This is a genomic window from Amycolatopsis sp. NPDC049691, from assembly GCF_040675005.1.
In the GTDB taxonomy this organism is placed as follows: Bacteria; Actinomycetota; Actinomycetes; order Mycobacteriales; family Pseudonocardiaceae; genus Amycolatopsis.
Genome location: NZ_JBFANX010000013.1, coordinates 90,207 through 105,642, shown reverse-complemented (window position 1 = coordinate 105,642; position 15,436 = coordinate 90,207). Strand labels below are relative to the sequence as shown.

Genomic DNA, 15,436 nt, shown 5'->3' with positions numbered 1-15,436 from the left:
TTTCGGGCGTCTGATGTGGACGCGTCACGAAGTGCCGGGCGAGTGCCGGGGTTCCATCTTGACCGATGCTCTTGCCGTTGGCAAGTATTGCTTCATGCAAACCCTCGAAGACGCGGCCCCGGGCGCCGACCCGGACGTGGTGGCCCTGGACGGCCTCACCCTGGTCCTGGTCGGGATCGCGTGGGAGTGCGCGCACGCGGCGCCGCCCGAGGTCTCGTTCCCGCAGACCCGGCTGCTGCTGATCCTCGACCGGCTCGGCCGGGTCCCCAGTTCGCGGCTGGCGGCGGCGATGGACGTCAACGCGTCGTCGGTGACACGGCTGGCCGACCGGCTGGAGGCCCTCGGCTACGTGGCCCGCGGGCGCGACCCGCGCAACCGGAGCGTGGTGACCCTCGAAGTCACCGACGCGGGCCACGAGCTGGTGGCCCGGATCCTCCAGCGGCGCCACGCGGCGCTGGGCGAGCTGCTCGACCGGCTGCCGCCGGCACAGCGGAAGTCCGCGGCCGCGGCGGCCCGGCGGCTGGTGAACGCGGCCGCCACAGTCCCCGCGCTCGGCCCGGCGCCGCTGTGAGTGCCATCCTGGACGGCATGGCGACCCGGTGGACGTGCCCGCAGTGCGACCGCGAGTTCGCGCGCCCCGGCCAGGGCCACACGTGCGTCCCGGGCTGCACCGTCGAGGAGACGTTCGCCGGCCGCGACCCGAAGTTCCGCGCGATCTACGACGCCGTCCTCGAGCACCTGCGGACGCTGGGCGACGTCCACGAGGACGCCGTCAAGGTCGGGGTGTTCCTCAAGCGGGACCGGAAGCTCGCCGAGCTCCGGCCCCGCTCGCGGGACGTCCTGGTGTACCTGTTCCTGCCGCGGCCGGTCGAGACGAACCGGATCGCCCCGGCGCGCTGGGCGTCGGGGCCCCGGGTGGGCCACCAGCTGAAGCTGCGCGAAGTGTCCGATGTGGACGACGAGGTCCGCGGCTGGTTCACGATGGCCTACGACTTCTCCTGACCCGGCTCAGCTCGCGGGCCCGGTCCAGCCCTCGGGGACGTGGCCGATGCGGACCCGCTGCGGGTGGTCGCCCACCGGCACCGAGACCAGTTTCTGCCCCGTCGCGAAGTCGATCGCCGTGACGCGGTCCGCGCCCGCCTCGGAGATGACGCACGCGCTGCCGTCGCCGCTCACCGTGGCCCAGTACGGCTTCACCGCCGGCACCAGCGTGCCCTGCTGCAGGGTCGCGCGGTCGACCACCGTGGCGTAGTCGTCCATCGTCCCGGCGATGCACAGCTTGGTGCCCGCCGGGTTCATCGACATGCCGTGGTGGCGGGAGTCGTTGACGAACGTGGTGCGGTCGTCGCTCGTGGCCGGGTTCTTCGGCAGCTCCTTGACCCGGGTGATCTTGTCGGTCGCGACGTCGTACTCGAGGAAGCCGTTGAAGAACGACACCTGGAAGTACAGTTTGGACTCGTCCGGGGTGAACGCGACCGGCCGCACGGCGTCCGAGAGGTCCCGGCGCCCGAAGGCGTCGAGCCGGTCGCGCATGTCGATCACCTTGACCTGCTGGAAGGTCGTGGCGTCGACGACCGTGATGTGCCGGTCGCCCTTGGTGAAGTCCCAGCCGGGGTCGTCGAGGTTCGTGTCGACGTTGCCGATCGACATGTTCCACAGGTACCGGCCGCCGGCGGTGAAGACGTTTTCGTGCGGCTTGTCGCCGGTGGCGAACGAGCCGACCTGCTGCCCGGTCACGATGTCCAGCACGTGCACGGTGTTCGACGTCGAGGCCGAGACGGCCACGCGGCGGCCGTCCGGCGAGACCGCCATGTGGTCGGCGCGGAAGCCGGAAACCGGGAAGCGCCAGTTGATCCGGCCGGTGCTCAGGCTGATCGAGACGACGTCGGCGAAGCTGGGCCGCGACGCCACCACCGAAGCCCCGTCCGGGGTCGTGTACATGTCGTCGACGAACTGGTCGTGCCCCTCCCCCGGCCCGTTGCGGATGCCGAGGAAGAACGCCAGCTTGATCGGGTTCAGGTAGATCTCGCGCAGCCGGTCGTCCTTGTCGGGGATGATGTTCACGCGCCCGATCTTCGCGAAGGAGCCGCGGGACTGGATGACGTCGGCCGTCCCTTCCCAGTTGTTGCCGACGAACATCACCTCCCGCAGGGCCGCGGGCGCGCCGGCCGCGGGCACCGCCGCGCCGGTCGCCAGCAGGGCGACGGCGGAGGTCAGGTACGCCAGGCGCGAGAGGTAGGACCGCCGTCGGCGGGTTCTCGGGAAAGTGCGCACGACAAGACACCTTTCGACGCTGAAGAGGTGCGGCGGTGGTTTTTGCCCCGGGCAGGGGTTACTGTCCGGTATTGCCACGATAACCGGGCACCGGAGCCCGTCCGGTAGGGTCGGCCGCCCAACGTCGCCGGTGCCGGTTGTGGCCGTGCCACAACGGTTTCGGGAGGTGCCGGTGACGCCGCTGCTCCGCCGGCTCCTCGACGAGCTGGCCGCGGACGAGGCCGTGCTGGACGAGCTGGTCAAGGTGGCGCGCAACGAGTCGCCCGAGGTCGCGCGGCTGCCGGAGGCCGAGAACCGGCGGCACATCCAGGTGCTGCTGTCGGCCGCGCTGCGGGCGACGGCGAGTCCCGACGGCCCGGCGCGAGAGGACTACACCACCGCCGAGGCGCTCGGCGCCGACCGCGCGGCGCAGGGTGTCCCGCTCACCGAGCTGCTGCGCGGGGTCCAGGCCGGCCGCACGCACGCGGCCCGCGTCGCCGTCGAACGCGCCCGGGCGGCGGGCGTGCCCGACGAGCTCATCCTCGAAACCGTCCTCGACGCCGACCGCTACACCGGGGCGCTCGAACACCACATCGTCAAGGGCTACCACGCGGCCGAGCTCCAGCTGTCCCGCACGGTGCGCGACGCGCGCACACAGCTGCTGCGGACCCTGCTGCTTTCGGGGCACCCGCCGACGCCCGAAGAGCTCCGGCGGGCGGGACTGCACCCCGACGTCCGCTACTTCTGCGTGGTGTCGGACGTCAGCGACCCGGCCCAGGCGCGGACGCTGGAGCAGGCGCTGCTGGAGTTCGGCGGGGTGTACGGCCTGGTCGAGGGCAGGTTGACCGGCTTGGCGGTGCGGTCGCCCGCCGGGGTCGCGCTCGCCGAGGACGTCCTGCTGGTGGTGGCACCCCCGGCGGAGTTGCCGGCACTGCGGGAGGTGTACCGGCTCTGCACGGCGGCGGCGCGCATCGCCGGCCGCGGCTACCACGACTTGACGGCGCTGGCGGGCGAGATCGCGTTGACGGCCCAGCCGTTGCTGGCGGGCCTGCTGACGACGGACCTGCTCGGCGCGCTGGATCCGGCGAACCCGTTCCACCGCGAGCTGGCGGCGACGGCGCTGGCGTACCTGGACCACGGCCAGCGCCTGCGCCCGACGGCGGAGGCGCTGCACCTGCACCCGAACACCGTCCGGTACCGGCTGGACCGGCTCGCGGAGCTGACACCGTTGCCGTGGGCGGAGAACACGGGCGGCCGGGTACTCGACGCGGTGCGCTCGTGGTGGGCGCTGCACCACTGGCTCACGGGCGCGGGCTGATCCCCCGGACCGCCAGTTCCAGCAACCGCCGCGCCTCGGCCGCGGGGTCGCGGTGGTGCTCGGTCGCCAGCACGATCCCCGTCACCACCGCGATCAGGTCCGCCGCCGTGACGTCCGCGCCGACCGCGCCCGCTTCGATCGCCTTGCGCACCAACGGCTCGCCCGCTTCGGTCATCGTCGTCGAGCACGCGTGGGCCATCGACTCGTCGTCGCGGACGAGGGCCGTCGCCATGCCCCGCGCCGTCGCCGCGTACGTCGTCACCGCGCGCAGCCAGTCCAGCAGCGCCGTGCGGGCGTCGGACTCCTCCGCCAGCGCGTGGGCCCGCTCGGCCAACGCGTCCACCTGCCGCCGGAACACCGCCTCCAGCAGCGCCGGCCGGCTCGGGAAGTGGCGGCGCACCGTCGCCGAGCCGACGCCCGCGGTCCGGGCGATCTGCTCGAGGGACGCCTCGGCGCCGTGCGCGGCGACTTCCGCCTCGGCGACGGCGAGGATGCGCGCGTAGTTGCGGCGGGCGTCGGACCGCGGCACGGACCACCTCCGGAACAGGAAGTGGCGGGGGCCGCCACTTAGTGGCTAGTGTAGCGACCACGAAGTGGCGGGCCCCGCCACTTATCGGCCCGAGGAGTTCCCATGTCCCCCGTCCTGGTCACCGGCGCCACCGGCAAGCAAGGCGGCGCCACCGCCCGCGCTCTCCTGAAGGCCGGGGTGCCCGTCCGCGCGCTGGTCCGGAATCCGGAGAAAGCGCAGGGCCTCCGTGCGGCAGGCGCCGAAATCGTGCCGGGCGACCTCTACGACCCCGATTCCCTCGCCCCCGCCATGAAGGGCGTACGCGGCGTGTTCTCCGTCCAGATGCCGGACCTGACGAACCTCGAAGGCGACTCCGAGTGGGTCCAGGGCCGCAACCTCGTCGACGCGGCCCGCGAAGCCGGCGTGCCGCAGTTCGTGCACACGTCCGTCTCCGGCGCCGGGCAGCACCGGTCCGTGCCCGGCTGGGCCGAGGGCCGCTGGGCGTCGATGGAGCACTACCTGGAGACCAAGACGGCGATCCAGGACCGCGTCCGCGACGCCGGGTTCGCGCACTGGACGGTGCTCAAGCCGGGCTTCTTCATGGAGAACTTCCTGCCGCCGTCGTTCCTGCTGCCCCACGGCAGGCTCGTCACGACCATCAAGCCGTCGACCGAGCTGGCGCTGGTCGCGGTGGACGACATCGGCGCGGCGGCCGCGGCGGCGTTCGCGGACCCGGCGCGCTTCGACGGCGTCGAGCTGGAGCTGGCGAGCGAGCTGATGACCATGACTCGCGTGGCCGGGATCCTGTCGGAGGCGCTGGGCGTCGAGCTGACGGCGCCGGACATGACCGCCGAAGAGGCGATCGCCGCGGGAGCGCCCGCCTTCGCCGTCCGGCACGCGTGGCAGAACGAGGTGGGCCACCCCGCGCGTCCCGAGTTCGCCCGGGCGCTCGGCATCCCGCTGACGACGTTCGCGGACTGGGCGAAAACGCACCTGACAGCGGCGTAGCCTCCTCGCTACGGTCGGCGCCATGGCCAAGCCACCCCCCGCTGCCCGCGACCACCGCCGACGGCGAGTGCGTCTTCTGCGCCATCTGCGCCGGCCGCGCCCCGGCGTCGTTCGTCCACGAGGACCTGGCCGCCCTGCCGGCCGGCGCGGGCGCGCGGATGTTCGGGATCGCCCACGAGCTGGCCGCGGCCTTGCGCCGGACGGACCTGCGCTGCGAGGGGATCGATCTGTTCCTGGCCGACGGCGAGGCCGCCGGCCAGGAGATCCCCCACGTCCACCTGCACGTGATCCCCCGCCACACCGGCGACGGCTTCGCCCTGGCCGCCGACTGGCGGGTCCGCGACCGCGAGGAGCTGGCCGAAGTGGCGGCGAAGGTCCGCGCCGCGCGCTAGGCCGGGTGCAGCTTGTCCGGGTGGTGTACGGCGGTCTTCCCGGACTTCTCGCTCTTCACGAGGTACTGCGGCTCCTCCGGCGACGCCTTGACGTCCCGCTTGCCGGCGTGGGTGTCCTTGGTGATCTTCTCCTCGACCGTGCCGACGGAACTCTGGTTGCCCGCGTCCCAGCGGACCCGGTCGCCCTTCTTGAAGTCCTCGCTCACGAGCACCACCTCCGAGGTGCGCATACCCGTGCTCGAAGCGGGTATGCGTCCCGAACGGGCGACGCCTTCCACCGGCGACCTGGCGGCACCCGCTCACGAACCGGGGGCACGATCCGCTGAAGTGAACTCCTTGAGCACCAAGGCGTTCGCCGCTTCGCGGATCGGGCGGGCCATCTGCTCCAGGACGCGGTTGCGGCCCGGGAGGTACGGCATCAGCTTGATCATCCGCGTGTTGAACCACGCGAACGCGCGCGAGCGCGGGATGATCCCGCGCAACGCCGTCTTCGCCAGTGCCTGGTTCTTCTCGATGTACGGCCGCATTTCGCTCTCGTACCGGGCGAGCGCCTCCCCGAAACCGGCGGCGGTCGCGAGTTCGCCCGCCAGGACGTACGCCCCCGCCAGCGCCAGGCTCGTGCCCTGCCCCGACGCCGGCGACGGGCAGTACCCCGCGTCGCCGAGCAGCGTCACGCGGCCGGCCGACAGCCGGTCCATGACGATCTGGCACACCGGGTCGAAGTAGAAGTCGTCGGCCTCGCGCATCGCGTCGAGCAGCGCGGCGGTTTCCCAGCCCAGTCCGGCGAACTGGGCCGCGACCAGGTCCTTCTGGCTCTCGACGTCCCGGCGGTCGTAGGCCGGCGGCGGGGCGCTGAACCAGAACGCGGCCTTCGCGTCGGCGGCGCGGGCGGTGCTGTAGACGTTCACCATCTTGCCCGCGGCCGCCGGGTGCAGCAGCTCCCAGCGGTCCAGCGCGAAGGTGTTGGGCACGGTCGAGATCGAGATGTAGGCGTCGAACCGGCGCAGGAAGTCCTCCTCCGGGCCGAACGCCAGCGCGCGGACACCGGAGTGCAGGCCGTCGGCGCCGACGACCAGGTCGAACCGGCGCGGTGCGCCGTGGGCGAACGTCACGTCGACGCCGTCCGCGCGCTCGTCGAGGCCGGTGATCCAGTCGCCGAAGACGTACTCGGTGTGCTCGCGGGTCGCGGCGTAGAGGATCTTCGCGAGGTCGCCGCGCAGGATCTCGGTGTCGTCGCCGTGGCGGAAGCCGAACGTGTCGGCGTCCAGCGTCGCGATCTCCTTGCCGCGCTTGTCCACGAACGCCGCCCCGCGCATGTCGGTGCTCGCCGCGTGCACCTCTTCGAGCAGCCCCATCCGGCGGACGACGTCCACCGCGACCCCGCGGATGTCGACCTTGTAGCCGCCTTCGCGCAGGCTCGGGGCCCGCTCGACAACGGTGGCGCGGAAGCCGTGGTGGTGCAGCCACCAGGCGAGAGCCGGGCCGGCGACGCTCGCGCCGGAGATCAGGATCGTCTTCGTCATGCCCCGGACTGTGCGCGCGGCCGCTGACCGCTCACGAACCGAGCGTGAACCGTCGTTGACCGAACTCGCTCAAGGCCTGCTCAGGCGGCATTTCGCGGCCGCGGCCGAATGCTTCGTCGTAAGCCGCGGCACCGATCCGGGCACGCACCCGGCCGGTCACGCCCGCCACATCCGGATCCCCGGTGACCGGCGCGCCGCGCAGCCCGACCGCGACGCCGAGCAGGAACGCGGCCCGCTCGTCCTCCTCCCGCGCGGCGAGGACGCCCGCCAGGCCTTCGACGGCCTGGGCCGCGCCCGGCAGGTTGGCGTGCTCGAGCGCGGTGGCCAGCGCCTCCTGGTGCAGTTCGGTCGCCTCGTCGAGCCGGCCCTCGGCGGCGGCCGTCCAGCCGAAGCCCGTGTGGAGCCGGATCCGCGTCTCGCCGCCGGTGACCGGGCCGGCGGCGAGGCCGACGGCCGCGGTGTACCAGCGCCGGGCCGCGGGCAGGTCGCCCGCGAGCCGCGCGATCTCGCCGAGGCCGCCGCGGGCCCGCGCGAGCGTCACCGGCGTACCGGCCGCGCGGGCCTGCTCGGCGGCGGTTTCGTAGTCGGCGCGGGCGGTTTCGGCGTCGCCGGCGCGGAGCACGCCGTCGGCGCGGCGGCAGAGCAGGTCGGCGGCGTCCTCGACGGAGCCCAGCTCGCCGGCCAGCCGGACGGACTCGTCCATCAGCTCGCGGAACCGCGCGTGGTCGCCGCGCCAGTCCGCGAACTCGGCGAGCTTCTCCAGCGCGCTCGCCTCGCCCCAGCGGTCTCCCAGGGCGCGAAATCCGCGCAGGGCGGCCGAAAAGTGCGTCTCGGCCTCCTCGATCCGGCCGCGGTACTGGGCGCCGAGGCCGTCGCCGATGCTCGTGAACGCCCGCGACCACGGGTCGTCGCCGATCAGCGCGGCCAGCCGTTCGCCCTCTTTCACCTTGCTACGCGGGGAAAACGCCCACAGCAGGAAGAGGTACGGGTGGCGCAGCGGCCCGTCGAGCGTCCGCAGGATCGGCTCCGGGTCGACGTCGGTGCGCGACGCGTGGATCAGGCAGACGACGTACTCCTCGGCCAGCCCGGGCGGTGGCTCGGCGCCGAAAGCGGCGACGACGGCGTCGGCGAACGGCGTCGCCTCGCCGCGCCGGCCGCGCAGCCACCAGTACCAGGTCAGGGCGGCGATGAGCCGGACCGCGGTTTCCGGGTCTTCGGCGGCGCTCCAGCGCACCGCCGCCGTGAGGTCGGCGTGCTCGGCGGTCAGCGCCTCCAAGGCGCTCAGCTGGTCCGCGCCCCGCAGCTTCGGCTCGGCCGCGCGGGCCAGCTCCAGGAAGTACTTCGCGTGCTCCGCGCGGCGATCGTCGCCGTGTTCGGCGCAGAACGCCCGGATCGTCTCCAGCATCCGGTACCGGCCGCCGTCGAACTCGACGAAGGACTTCTCGACCAGGCCGGGGAGCACGACGTCGGCCTCGGGCTCGGCGCAGACGCGCTCGGCCGCATCGAGCCGCGCCCCGCCGGCGAACACCGCGAACCGGCCCGCGAGCCGCCGTTCGTCCGGTTCGAGGAGGTCCCAGCTCCACTCGACGACGCCGCGCAGGGTCCGGTGCCGCGGCTCCGCGGTCCGGTCGCCGCGCGAGAGCAGCCGGAAGCGGTCGTCGAGCCGCGTGGCGATGTCGGCGGCGGACAGCGACCGCAACCGCGCGGCGGCGAGCTCGATCGCCAGCGGGAGCCCGTCGAGAGCGGCGCAGATCCGCGTCACCGCGCCCGGGTCGACCTCCACGCCGGGGGCGACGGCCGCGGCCCGGTCGGTGAACAGCCTCGCCGCCGCGTCGGCGGGCAGGGCACCGACCGGCACCAGCGTCTCGCCCGTGAGGCCGAGGGGTTCGCGGCTGGTGGCGAGCACGCGCAGGCCGGGACACGCGGCGAGCAGCCGCCGGACGAGCCGCGCGGCCGCGGCGACGACGTGTTCGCAGTTGTCCAGGACGAGCAGCAGCGGCCGGTCGGCGAGGGCGGTGGCCAGGCGGTCGGCCGGGTCCTCGGCCGCGCCCGGGGCCAGCACGCCCTGTTCCCGCAGGCCCAGTGCGGTCAGGACGGCCCGGGGCACGTCGGTCGTCGTCGCCAGTTCGGCGAAGCAGGCGTCGCCGGTCGCCGCTTCGATGGCCAGGCGGGTCTTGCCCGCGCCACCGGGTCCGGTGAGCGTGACGAGCCGGGCGGTCCCGAGGGCGGTCTTCAGGAGCTCGAGTTCGGTCCGGCCGACGAACCCGGTGAGCGGCACCGGAACCCGCCGGGCCGGGGCGGCCGCCCGCAGGACGGCGGCGTGCGCGTCCGCCAGCTCCGGCGACGGGTCGGCGCCCAGCTCGTCGGCGAGCCGCTCCCGCGTTTCCGCGAAGACGGTCAACGCCTCGGCCGAGCGGCCGCTGCCGTGCAGGGCGCGCACGAGCTGGGCGGCGAGCCGTTCGCGCAGCGGGTGTTCCCGGGTCAGCTCGCGGAGTTCGGCGACCACGTGGTCGTGGCGGCCGAGGACCAGATCGGCTTCGACGCGGTCCTCGGTCGCGGCCAGGCGCAGTTCGGCCAGCCGGGCCGCGCGGGGCGCGTCGGCGAGACCGTCGAGCGCCGGCCCTCGCCACAGCGCGAGCGCTTCGCCGAACAGCGCGCGTTTCCGGGCCGGATCGGGCGTTTGCCGCGCTTCGGCGGTGAGGCGTTCGAAGCGGTGGACGTCGACGTCCTCGGGCTCGACGGCCAGCCGGTACCCGGCGGGCGTGAACTCGACGAGCCCGTCGGGCGCACCGCCGTCCCGAAGCCGGCGCCGCAGCCGGGAGACCTGGGACTGGAGCGCTTCGGCCGCTCCCTCGGGCGGGTGGTCGCCGTACAGGCCGTCGATGAGCCGCTCGACACTGACGAAGCGCCCGGCGTCGAGGGCGAGCAGCGCGAGCAGCCCGCGCAGCTGGGGCCCACCGAGGGCGACGGCGGTCCCATCGGGACGGCGGGCTTCGACCGGCCCGAGGATCGCGAACTGCACGCCGCCGATTCTGGCCCACCGCGCGGCCCGGCGGTCAGCTTTCGGTGAACCGGAGTGCCCTCTCCCCCGCGGCGAGGAACTCCAGCAGGCGCCCGGCTTCGGTCTCGATCTCCGCCCGCTCCGCCGCGGTGAGCCGGTCGTGCGCGGAGATCTCCAGGGCTTCCGGCCGCAGCCGCCAGTCCGCGCGGAAGAAACCGTCCACCAGCAGCGTCCCGCGCGAAGCGCCGTTGCCCGGCGGCAGCGGGACCCGCCGCCCGGGCGGCAGGACCCGGGCGCGGTCGGCGTGCGAGAGCAGGACGTTGTCGTACTCCGGCAGGAACCGGGCCGGCGCCGGGGTGTCCGGGTCCGGCAGCACGCCGTCTTCGACGTCGTACAGCAGTTCGCCGGACTCGGCGCGGAACGTGCGCAGCCCCATCGGCTCGACGACCTCCCGCAGCTTCGTCAGCCCCGACCACGCCTGGACGTCGGCGACCGAAGCCGGGCCGTACGCCGTGAGGTACCGGCGGATCACGGATTCGAGCGAGGAACCGCGGGCCAGTGGACGGCCGAGCCACCCTTCGAGGGTGGTCAGGACCGCCGGACCGGTCGAGCCCCAGACGCCGCGGGGCGTGACCTGCGCGGTCGGCACGAGGTAACTCACCGCGTAGGACAGTGCTTCGGCGTCGTGCTCCGGCCACCGCACGGCGAGCGCGTCCTGCAGTTGCCGCCGGGTTCGCGGACGCTCCGCCAGCAGCGATCGGCCCAGGTCGGTCACGGCGTCGAGGTCCGCGCCGCCCACCCGCCTGCCGAAGTGCCCGGTGTAGCCGTTCGCCACGACGCGCTGGATGTGCGGCCGCAGCGTCCGCGCGTCTTCGGCGGTGACGAGGTGGACGGTCCCGCGCATCAGCAGCCCCCGCACGACGTCGCGCCCGGTGAGCAGGGACGCCAGCTCGTCCGGCCGGAACCGGGCGAGCCGCGTCCACAATCCGACGTACGGCGCGAGCGGCGCCTGCGCCTGCATCCCGACCAGGTGCTCGATCATCGCACCGGCGGACCGGGCGGACCGTTCGAGGAGGTGCTGCCGCGCGAGCAGCGCCCGGTTGAGCGCGCGGACGTTCACGGCCGCAGCCCGCGGAAGAACGCCCGGATGTCCTCGACCAGCAGCTCCGGTTCCTCCATCGCGGCGAAGTGGCCGCCCTCGGCGAACTCCGACCAGTGCGCGATCCGCTCGTCGGGGTCCATGATCCGCCGGACGACCGGCGAGCTGTTGAACACCGCCCAGCCCGCCGGGACGTCCGACGGTGCCAGCCAGCCGTGGCCGGAGTGCGCGGCCTCGTACAGGAACCGGGCCGCGGTCGCGCCGCCGCGGGTGAACCAGTAGAGGCTGACGGTGGTCAGCAGCCGGTCGCGGTCGACGCCGCCTTCCCCGGTCCACGCCTCGAACTTCTCCGCGATCCAGGCCAGCTGCCCGACCGGGGAGTCGGTGAGCGCCGCCGCGATCGTCTCCGGCTTGTGCGACTGCAGGTCGAGGTACCCGCGGCCGGCTTTCCACGCCTCGCGGGCGGCGTCCAGTTCGGACTGTTCGGCCTCGGACAGGTTGCCCGGCAACGGAAGCTGCTCGCCCGCCAGCGCGATCGTGCCGCGATCGCTGGTGACGTGGGTGCCGATCACGCGGTCCGGGTACAGCGCGGCGAGCCGCCCGGTGACGCCGGCGCCGATGTCGCCGCCTTGCGCGGCGAAGCGGTCGTAACCGAGTCGCGTCATCAGCTCGGCGAACGCGTCCGTGGTCCGGGCGAGTTCCCAGCCGGATCCGCTCAGCGGCGTCGAGAACCCGAAGCCGGGCAAGGACGGGATGACGACGTGGAAGGCATCGGGGCCCGCCTCGGTGAGCGGGCCGATCACATCGAGGAACTCGGCGAAGGAGCTGGGGTAGCCGTGGGTGAGCAGCAGCGGCAGCGCGTCGGCCCGCGGCGACCGGACGTGCAGGTAGTGGATGGCCTGGCCGTCGATCACGGTCGTGTACTGCGGGAACGCGTTGAGCGCCGCCTCCTGCGCGCGCCAGTCGAAGCCGTCGCGCCAGTACTCGGCCAGTTCGCGCACGACGGTGGTGGGGATACCGCGGGACCAGTCGGGCTCGTCGCCGGGCACGGGGTCGGGGAACCGGGCGCCGGCGAGGCGGCGGTGCAGATCGTCCAGCTCGGACTGCGGGATCTCGATGCGGAAAGGAATCGTCATGAGCCGCACGCTATGACCCATTGCGGAAGACTTCCTTCCGCGATTCGTGCGATCCTCGGGGAATGTTGCAGACCTCCGCCCGCCTGCTGCGGCTGCTGTCGCTGCTCGAGACCCGGCGCGACTGGACCGGCGCCGACCTCGCCGAGCGGCTGGGCGTCACCGCGCGCACGGTCCGCAGCGACGTCGGGAAGCTGCGCGAACTCGGCTACCCGGTCGAGGCCGCCCCCGGCGTTCAGGGCGGCTACCGGCTCGGCGCGGGCGCGCAGCTGCCGCCGTTGCTGCTGGACGACGACGAAGCGGTGGCCGTCGCGGTCGGGCTGCGGACGGCCACCGGCGTCGCCGGGATCGCCGAGACGTCGGTGCGCGCGCTGGCGAAGCTGGAGCAGGTGCTGCCGTCGCGGCTGCGGCACCGGGTGCACGCGCTGCAGGCCGCGACGGTCGCGGTGCCGGGCGGCGGCCCGGCCGTCGACGCGGACGTGCTGACGGTGATCGCGGCCGCGATCCGGGCCGGCGAGCGGCTGCGGTTCGACTACACGAGCCACACCGGCGCGGCGAGCCGCCGCGACGTCGAACCGCACCGGCTGGTCAGCTGGGGCCGGCGCTGGTACCTCGTCGCGTGGGACACCGCGCGGGACGACTGGCGCACGTTCCGCGTCGACCGGCTGACGCCGAAGGTCCCGAACGGGCCGCGGTTCTCCCCTCGTGAGCCGCCCGAGGGTGACGTCGCGCAGTTCGTCCAGCGCAGCGTCGGAGCGGCCACCTGGCGGTTCCACGCGAAGGTGCGCCTGCACGCTGCCGAGGCGTACGTCCGGGCGCGGCTGCCGCTCGCGGTCGAGGTGACCCCCGAGGGGCCGGACCGCTGCGTCGCGGAAGTGGGCTCCGACAACGCGCAGATGCTCGGCCTGTACCTCGGGCTCCTGGACGTCGACTTCGAGGTGCTCGACGCGCCGGACCTGGCCGCCGAGCTGGCGACGCTGGGTTCCCGGTTCCTGCGGGCTAGCGCAGGGAGTCCGCCAGCTCCTGGATGAGCACCATCTGCTCCTGGACGCCGACCTCCATGCCGGACTGGAGGATGGTGTCGCGCAGCTCCTTGCTGCCGGTCACGGTCAGCAGCTCCAGCCGCGTCCGGTCGCCGTCCAACGCCGTGAAGGTGACCGTGTTGAGCGGCCCGTCGACGGAGTCGAGGTCGACGCCCGGCATTTCGAACACCTCGGTGTAGACGATCCGCTCGTCCGGCACGATTTCGCGGTACTCGCCGTGGAAGCCGACCTCGGCGCCGTCGTTCGTCTTGATCACATATCGCCAGCGTCCGCCGGGCCGCAGGTCGAGCTCGACTTCGGTGGTGGTGCCGCGGTGCCCGCTCCACCAGCGCCGCACCAGTTCCGGCGTGGTCCACACGCGGTAGACGAGGTGCTTCGGCGCATCGAACTCGCGCGTGATAAGGATCTGGTCGTCGGCGGGGGTGGTGATCTCCACGTCACTGCTCCTGTTCCTTGAGTTCTTCGAGGACTTCGTCCATCAAGTCGAACCGCTCGGCCCACGTCCGCTCGTAGCGCTTGACCCAGTCGTGGATCGGCTTGAGCGCCGGGCCGTTGAGCCGGTAGAGCCGCTGCCTGCCGTCGCCGCGCACGTCCACGGCGCCCACCTCGCGCAGCACGCGCAGGTGCTTGGACACCTGCGGCTGGGCGAGGCCGAGCAGGTCGACGAGGTCGCCGACGGACCGTTCGCCCGCCATCAGGACGTCGAGGATCTGCCGCCGCCGGGGTTCGGCGACGGCGTTGAAGGTGTCCGCGGTGGTCGCTGCTCGTGCCACGGGAGTCATCATATGCCGATATGGGTATGCGTCAAGGGCCCGCATCCTGGGCACGCTGGGCACCCGCCGCCGCGTCTGCCACCATCGGGCCATGACGGCGGCGCCCGACGGTCCACAGAGGACGGATGCGCGCGGCGCCCGGCGCAGTGCCGGCGCGAGCGCGGTCCTGCGGGCGGTGCTCGACGAGGGACCGATCGCGCGCAGCACCATCGCGCGGCGGACCGGCCAGTCCGCCGCGGCCGTCACCGGGCACACGGCCGAGCTGCTGCGGCGCGGGCTCCTGCGCGAGCTCCCGGAAACCGAGGTACGCCGCGCCGTCGGACGGCCCCACGTTCCCGTCGACCTCGACACCGGGCGGCACGTCGCCGGCGCGCTGCACATCGCCGTGCACCACGCCACCGTCGCGCTGCTCGACCTGCGCGGGAACGTCCTGGTGCAGCACGAAGAACCGCACGACGGGCTCGCCGCCGAAGAGCTGCTCGCCCGCGCCGCGGAGATCCTCGACGACCTGCTGCTCGGGCACGCCCCGGACCGCGCACCGCTCGGGCTCGGCGTGGCCACGGGCGGCTGGGTCGACCGGGAGTCCGGCACCGTGGTCGAACACCCGCTGCTGGACTGGCGGAACGTGCCGGTGCGCGACCTGCTGGCCGGGAGCACCGGCCTCGCCGTCGAAGTCGACGGCCACGCGCGCGCCCTCGTGCACGCCGAACGTCTCTTCGGCCACGCGAAAGCACGCGAGAGCGTCGTGCAGCTGTTCGCCGGCAACGTCGTCGACGCCGCGTTCGCCACCGGCGGCACCGTCCACCACGGACCGCGCTCCGCCGCCGGAGCGGTCGCGCACCTCCCGGTCGACGACAGCGCCGAGCCGTGCCGCTGCGGGCGCACCGGCTGTCTCGAGGCCACCGTTTCGGAAGCGACGCTCGCGCGCAAAGCCGCGGAAACCGGGCTTCTCGGCCAACCGGACTTTCCGGAATTGCTCGCGCTCGCCGCGTCCGGCGATTCCGCGGCGGTGCGGATGTTCCACGACCGCGCGCGGCTCATCGGGCAGGCCGCCGCATTGCTGCTGGACGTCCTGAACCCGGCCGTGCTCGTCGTGGTCGACCGGAGTGTAGCCCAGGTGCCCGGCTGCCTTCCCGCCATCCGGGACGAGGTCCGCGAGCGCTCGCGGACCTGCGCCGACCCGGCGGAAACCGTTGTGCCGACGAGCTTCCCCGGCACGGAACTCGCGACGGCCGGCGGCTCGGTGCTCCTCCACGGACTCTACGAAAACCCGTTCGGTCCGCTTCTCACCCGGTTCTCGCACGCCTCGTGAATCGCCGGAGTTATTTCACGAACTCGCAAAATTGACCGTCCGGCCGGTGGGCCCGAACAATCGGTGCATCCCC

16 protein-coding genes are annotated in these 15,436 nt (G+C 73.5%); 7 read left to right on the top strand and 9 right to left on the bottom strand.

Annotated features, from left to right (window positions below; translation table 11 throughout):
- The first annotated feature begins 94 nt into the window (after positions 1-94).
- Positions 95-571, top strand: a complete 477-nt coding sequence (locus tag AB0J40_RS27850; RefSeq protein WP_364458073.1) for a MarR family transcriptional regulator — start codon at positions 95-97, stop codon at positions 569-571.
- Between the two features lie 17 nt (positions 572-588).
- Positions 589-1,002, top strand: a complete 414-nt coding sequence (locus AB0J40_RS27845; protein ID WP_364458070.1) for a DUF5655 domain-containing protein — start codon at positions 589-591, stop codon at positions 1,000-1,002.
- A gap of 6 nt (positions 1,003-1,008) precedes the next feature.
- Here the strand turns inward: AB0J40_RS27845 and AB0J40_RS27840 are convergent, their stop codons facing one another.
- Positions 1,009-2,139 (bottom strand): YncE family protein, encoded by a 1,131-nt coding sequence (locus AB0J40_RS27840; protein WP_364458509.1) that lies wholly within the window; start codon positions 2,137-2,139, stop codon positions 1,009-1,011.
- Between the two features lie 307 nt (positions 2,140-2,446).
- Here AB0J40_RS27840 and AB0J40_RS27835 point away from each other — a divergent pair, with 307 nt between their 5' ends.
- Positions 2,447-3,571 (top strand): helix-turn-helix domain-containing protein, encoded by a 1,125-nt coding sequence (locus AB0J40_RS27835; RefSeq protein ID WP_364458067.1) that lies wholly within the window; start codon positions 2,447-2,449, stop codon positions 3,569-3,571.
- Here the strand turns inward: AB0J40_RS27835 and AB0J40_RS27830 are convergent.
- The gene (locus tag AB0J40_RS27830; RefSeq protein ID WP_364458064.1) at positions 3,555-4,100 is read right to left on the bottom strand and encodes a TetR family transcriptional regulator; all 546 of its coding nucleotides are present in this window, start codon (positions 4,098-4,100) and stop codon (positions 3,555-3,557) included. The two genes, AB0J40_RS27835 and AB0J40_RS27830, sit on opposite strands and share 17 nt — an antisense overlap.
- A 102-nt stretch (positions 4,101-4,202) precedes the next feature.
- Here AB0J40_RS27830 and AB0J40_RS27825 point away from each other — a divergent pair, with 102 nt between their 5' ends.
- Together AB0J40_RS27825 and AB0J40_RS27820 are read left to right on the top strand one after the other, a co-directional pair.
- Positions 4,203-5,087 (top strand): NmrA family NAD(P)-binding protein, encoded by an 885-nt coding sequence (locus AB0J40_RS27825; protein ID WP_364458061.1) that lies wholly within the window; start codon positions 4,203-4,205, stop codon positions 5,085-5,087.
- On the top strand, positions 4,979-5,479 hold the full coding sequence (locus tag AB0J40_RS27820; protein WP_364458058.1) for an HIT family protein: 501 nt from the start codon (positions 4,979-4,981) through the stop codon (positions 5,477-5,479). The genes AB0J40_RS27825 and AB0J40_RS27820 overlap by 109 nt, the downstream gene beginning before the upstream one ends.
- Here AB0J40_RS27820 and AB0J40_RS27815 read toward each other — a convergent pair.
- The 5 genes from AB0J40_RS27815 to AB0J40_RS27795 all read right to left on the bottom strand — a co-directional run bounded on the left by AB0J40_RS27815 (position 5,476) and on the right by AB0J40_RS27795 (position 12,238).
- Positions 5,476-5,685 (bottom strand): DUF2945 domain-containing protein, encoded by a 210-nt coding sequence (locus tag AB0J40_RS27815; protein ID WP_364458055.1) that lies wholly within the window; start codon positions 5,683-5,685, stop codon positions 5,476-5,478. The genes AB0J40_RS27820 and AB0J40_RS27815 overlap by 4 nt on opposite strands.
- A 93-nt stretch (positions 5,686-5,778) precedes the next feature.
- Positions 5,779-7,002 carry an FAD-dependent monooxygenase gene (locus AB0J40_RS27810; RefSeq protein ID WP_364458052.1) on the bottom strand — a complete coding sequence of 408 codons (1,224 nt, stop codon included), beginning with the start codon at positions 7,000-7,002 and terminating at the stop codon, positions 5,779-5,781.
- Positions 7,003-7,033: 31 nt separating this feature from the next.
- Positions 7,034-10,024 (bottom strand): BTAD domain-containing putative transcriptional regulator, encoded by a 2,991-nt coding sequence (locus tag AB0J40_RS27805; RefSeq protein ID WP_364458049.1) that lies wholly within the window; start codon positions 10,022-10,024, stop codon positions 7,034-7,036.
- Between the two features lie 34 nt (positions 10,025-10,058).
- Positions 10,059-11,123 (bottom strand): winged helix DNA-binding domain-containing protein, encoded by a 1,065-nt coding sequence (locus AB0J40_RS27800; protein WP_364458046.1) that lies wholly within the window; start codon positions 11,121-11,123, stop codon positions 10,059-10,061.
- Entirely contained in the window at positions 11,120-12,238 is a 1,119-nt protein-coding gene (locus AB0J40_RS27795; RefSeq protein ID WP_364458043.1) for an epoxide hydrolase family protein, read from the bottom strand. Before AB0J40_RS27795 ends, AB0J40_RS27800 begins: the two co-directional genes overlap by 4 nt.
- Positions 12,239-12,300: 62 nt before the next feature.
- Here AB0J40_RS27795 and AB0J40_RS27790 point away from each other — a divergent pair, with 62 nt between their 5' ends.
- Entirely contained in the window at positions 12,301-13,266 is a 966-nt protein-coding gene (locus tag AB0J40_RS27790; RefSeq protein WP_364458040.1) for a YafY family protein, read from the top strand.
- Here the strand turns inward: AB0J40_RS27790 and AB0J40_RS27785 are convergent.
- Together AB0J40_RS27785 and AB0J40_RS27780 are read right to left on the bottom strand one after the other, a co-directional pair.
- Positions 13,235-13,714 carry an SRPBCC family protein gene (locus AB0J40_RS27785; RefSeq protein WP_364458037.1) on the bottom strand — a complete coding sequence of 160 codons (480 nt, stop codon included), beginning with the start codon at positions 13,712-13,714 and terminating at the stop codon, positions 13,235-13,237. The two genes, AB0J40_RS27790 and AB0J40_RS27785, sit on opposite strands and share 32 nt — an antisense overlap.
- Before the next feature lies 1 nt (position 13,715).
- On the bottom strand, positions 13,716-14,051 hold the full coding sequence (locus AB0J40_RS27780) for a metalloregulator ArsR/SmtB family transcription factor (RefSeq protein WP_364458034.1): 336 nt from the start codon (positions 14,049-14,051) through the stop codon (positions 13,716-13,718).
- 91 nt (positions 14,052-14,142) lie between these two features.
- Between AB0J40_RS27780 and AB0J40_RS27775 the strand changes: the two genes are divergently transcribed.
- Positions 14,143-15,363, top strand: coding sequence for an ROK family protein (locus tag AB0J40_RS27775; RefSeq protein WP_364458031.1), 1,221 nt, complete (start codon positions 14,143-14,145; stop codon positions 15,361-15,363).
- The last annotated feature ends 73 nt before the right edge of the window (positions 15,364-15,436 follow it).

What these genes read in the sequence shown, in the direction of transcription:
- AB0J40_RS27845 (WP_364458070.1), top strand. Translation starts at nt 589, where the DNA reads ATGGCGACCCGGTGGACGTGCCCGCAGTGCGACCGCGAGTTCGCGCGC.
- AB0J40_RS27810 (WP_364458052.1), bottom strand. Translation starts at nt 7,002, where the DNA reads ATGACGAAGACGATCCTGATCTCCGGCGCGAGCGTCGCCGGCCCGGCT.
- AB0J40_RS27850 (WP_364458073.1), top strand. Translation starts at nt 95, where the DNA reads ATGCAAACCCTCGAAGACGCGGCCCCGGGCGCCGACCCGGACGTGGTG.
- AB0J40_RS27790 (WP_364458040.1), top strand. Translation starts at nt 12,301, where the DNA reads ATGTTGCAGACCTCCGCCCGCCTGCTGCGGCTGCTGTCGCTGCTCGAG.
- AB0J40_RS27840 (WP_364458509.1), bottom strand. Translation starts at nt 2,139, where the DNA reads ATGTTCGTCGGCAACAACTGGGAAGGGACGGCCGACGTCATCCAGTCC.
- AB0J40_RS27795 (WP_364458043.1), bottom strand. Translation starts at nt 12,238, where the DNA reads ATGACGATTCCTTTCCGCATCGAGATCCCGCAGTCCGAGCTGGACGAT.
- AB0J40_RS27825 (WP_364458061.1), top strand. Translation starts at nt 4,203, where the DNA reads ATGTCCCCCGTCCTGGTCACCGGCGCCACCGGCAAGCAAGGCGGCGCC.
- AB0J40_RS27775 (WP_364458031.1), top strand. Translation starts at nt 14,143, where the DNA reads ATGACGGCGGCGCCCGACGGTCCACAGAGGACGGATGCGCGCGGCGCC.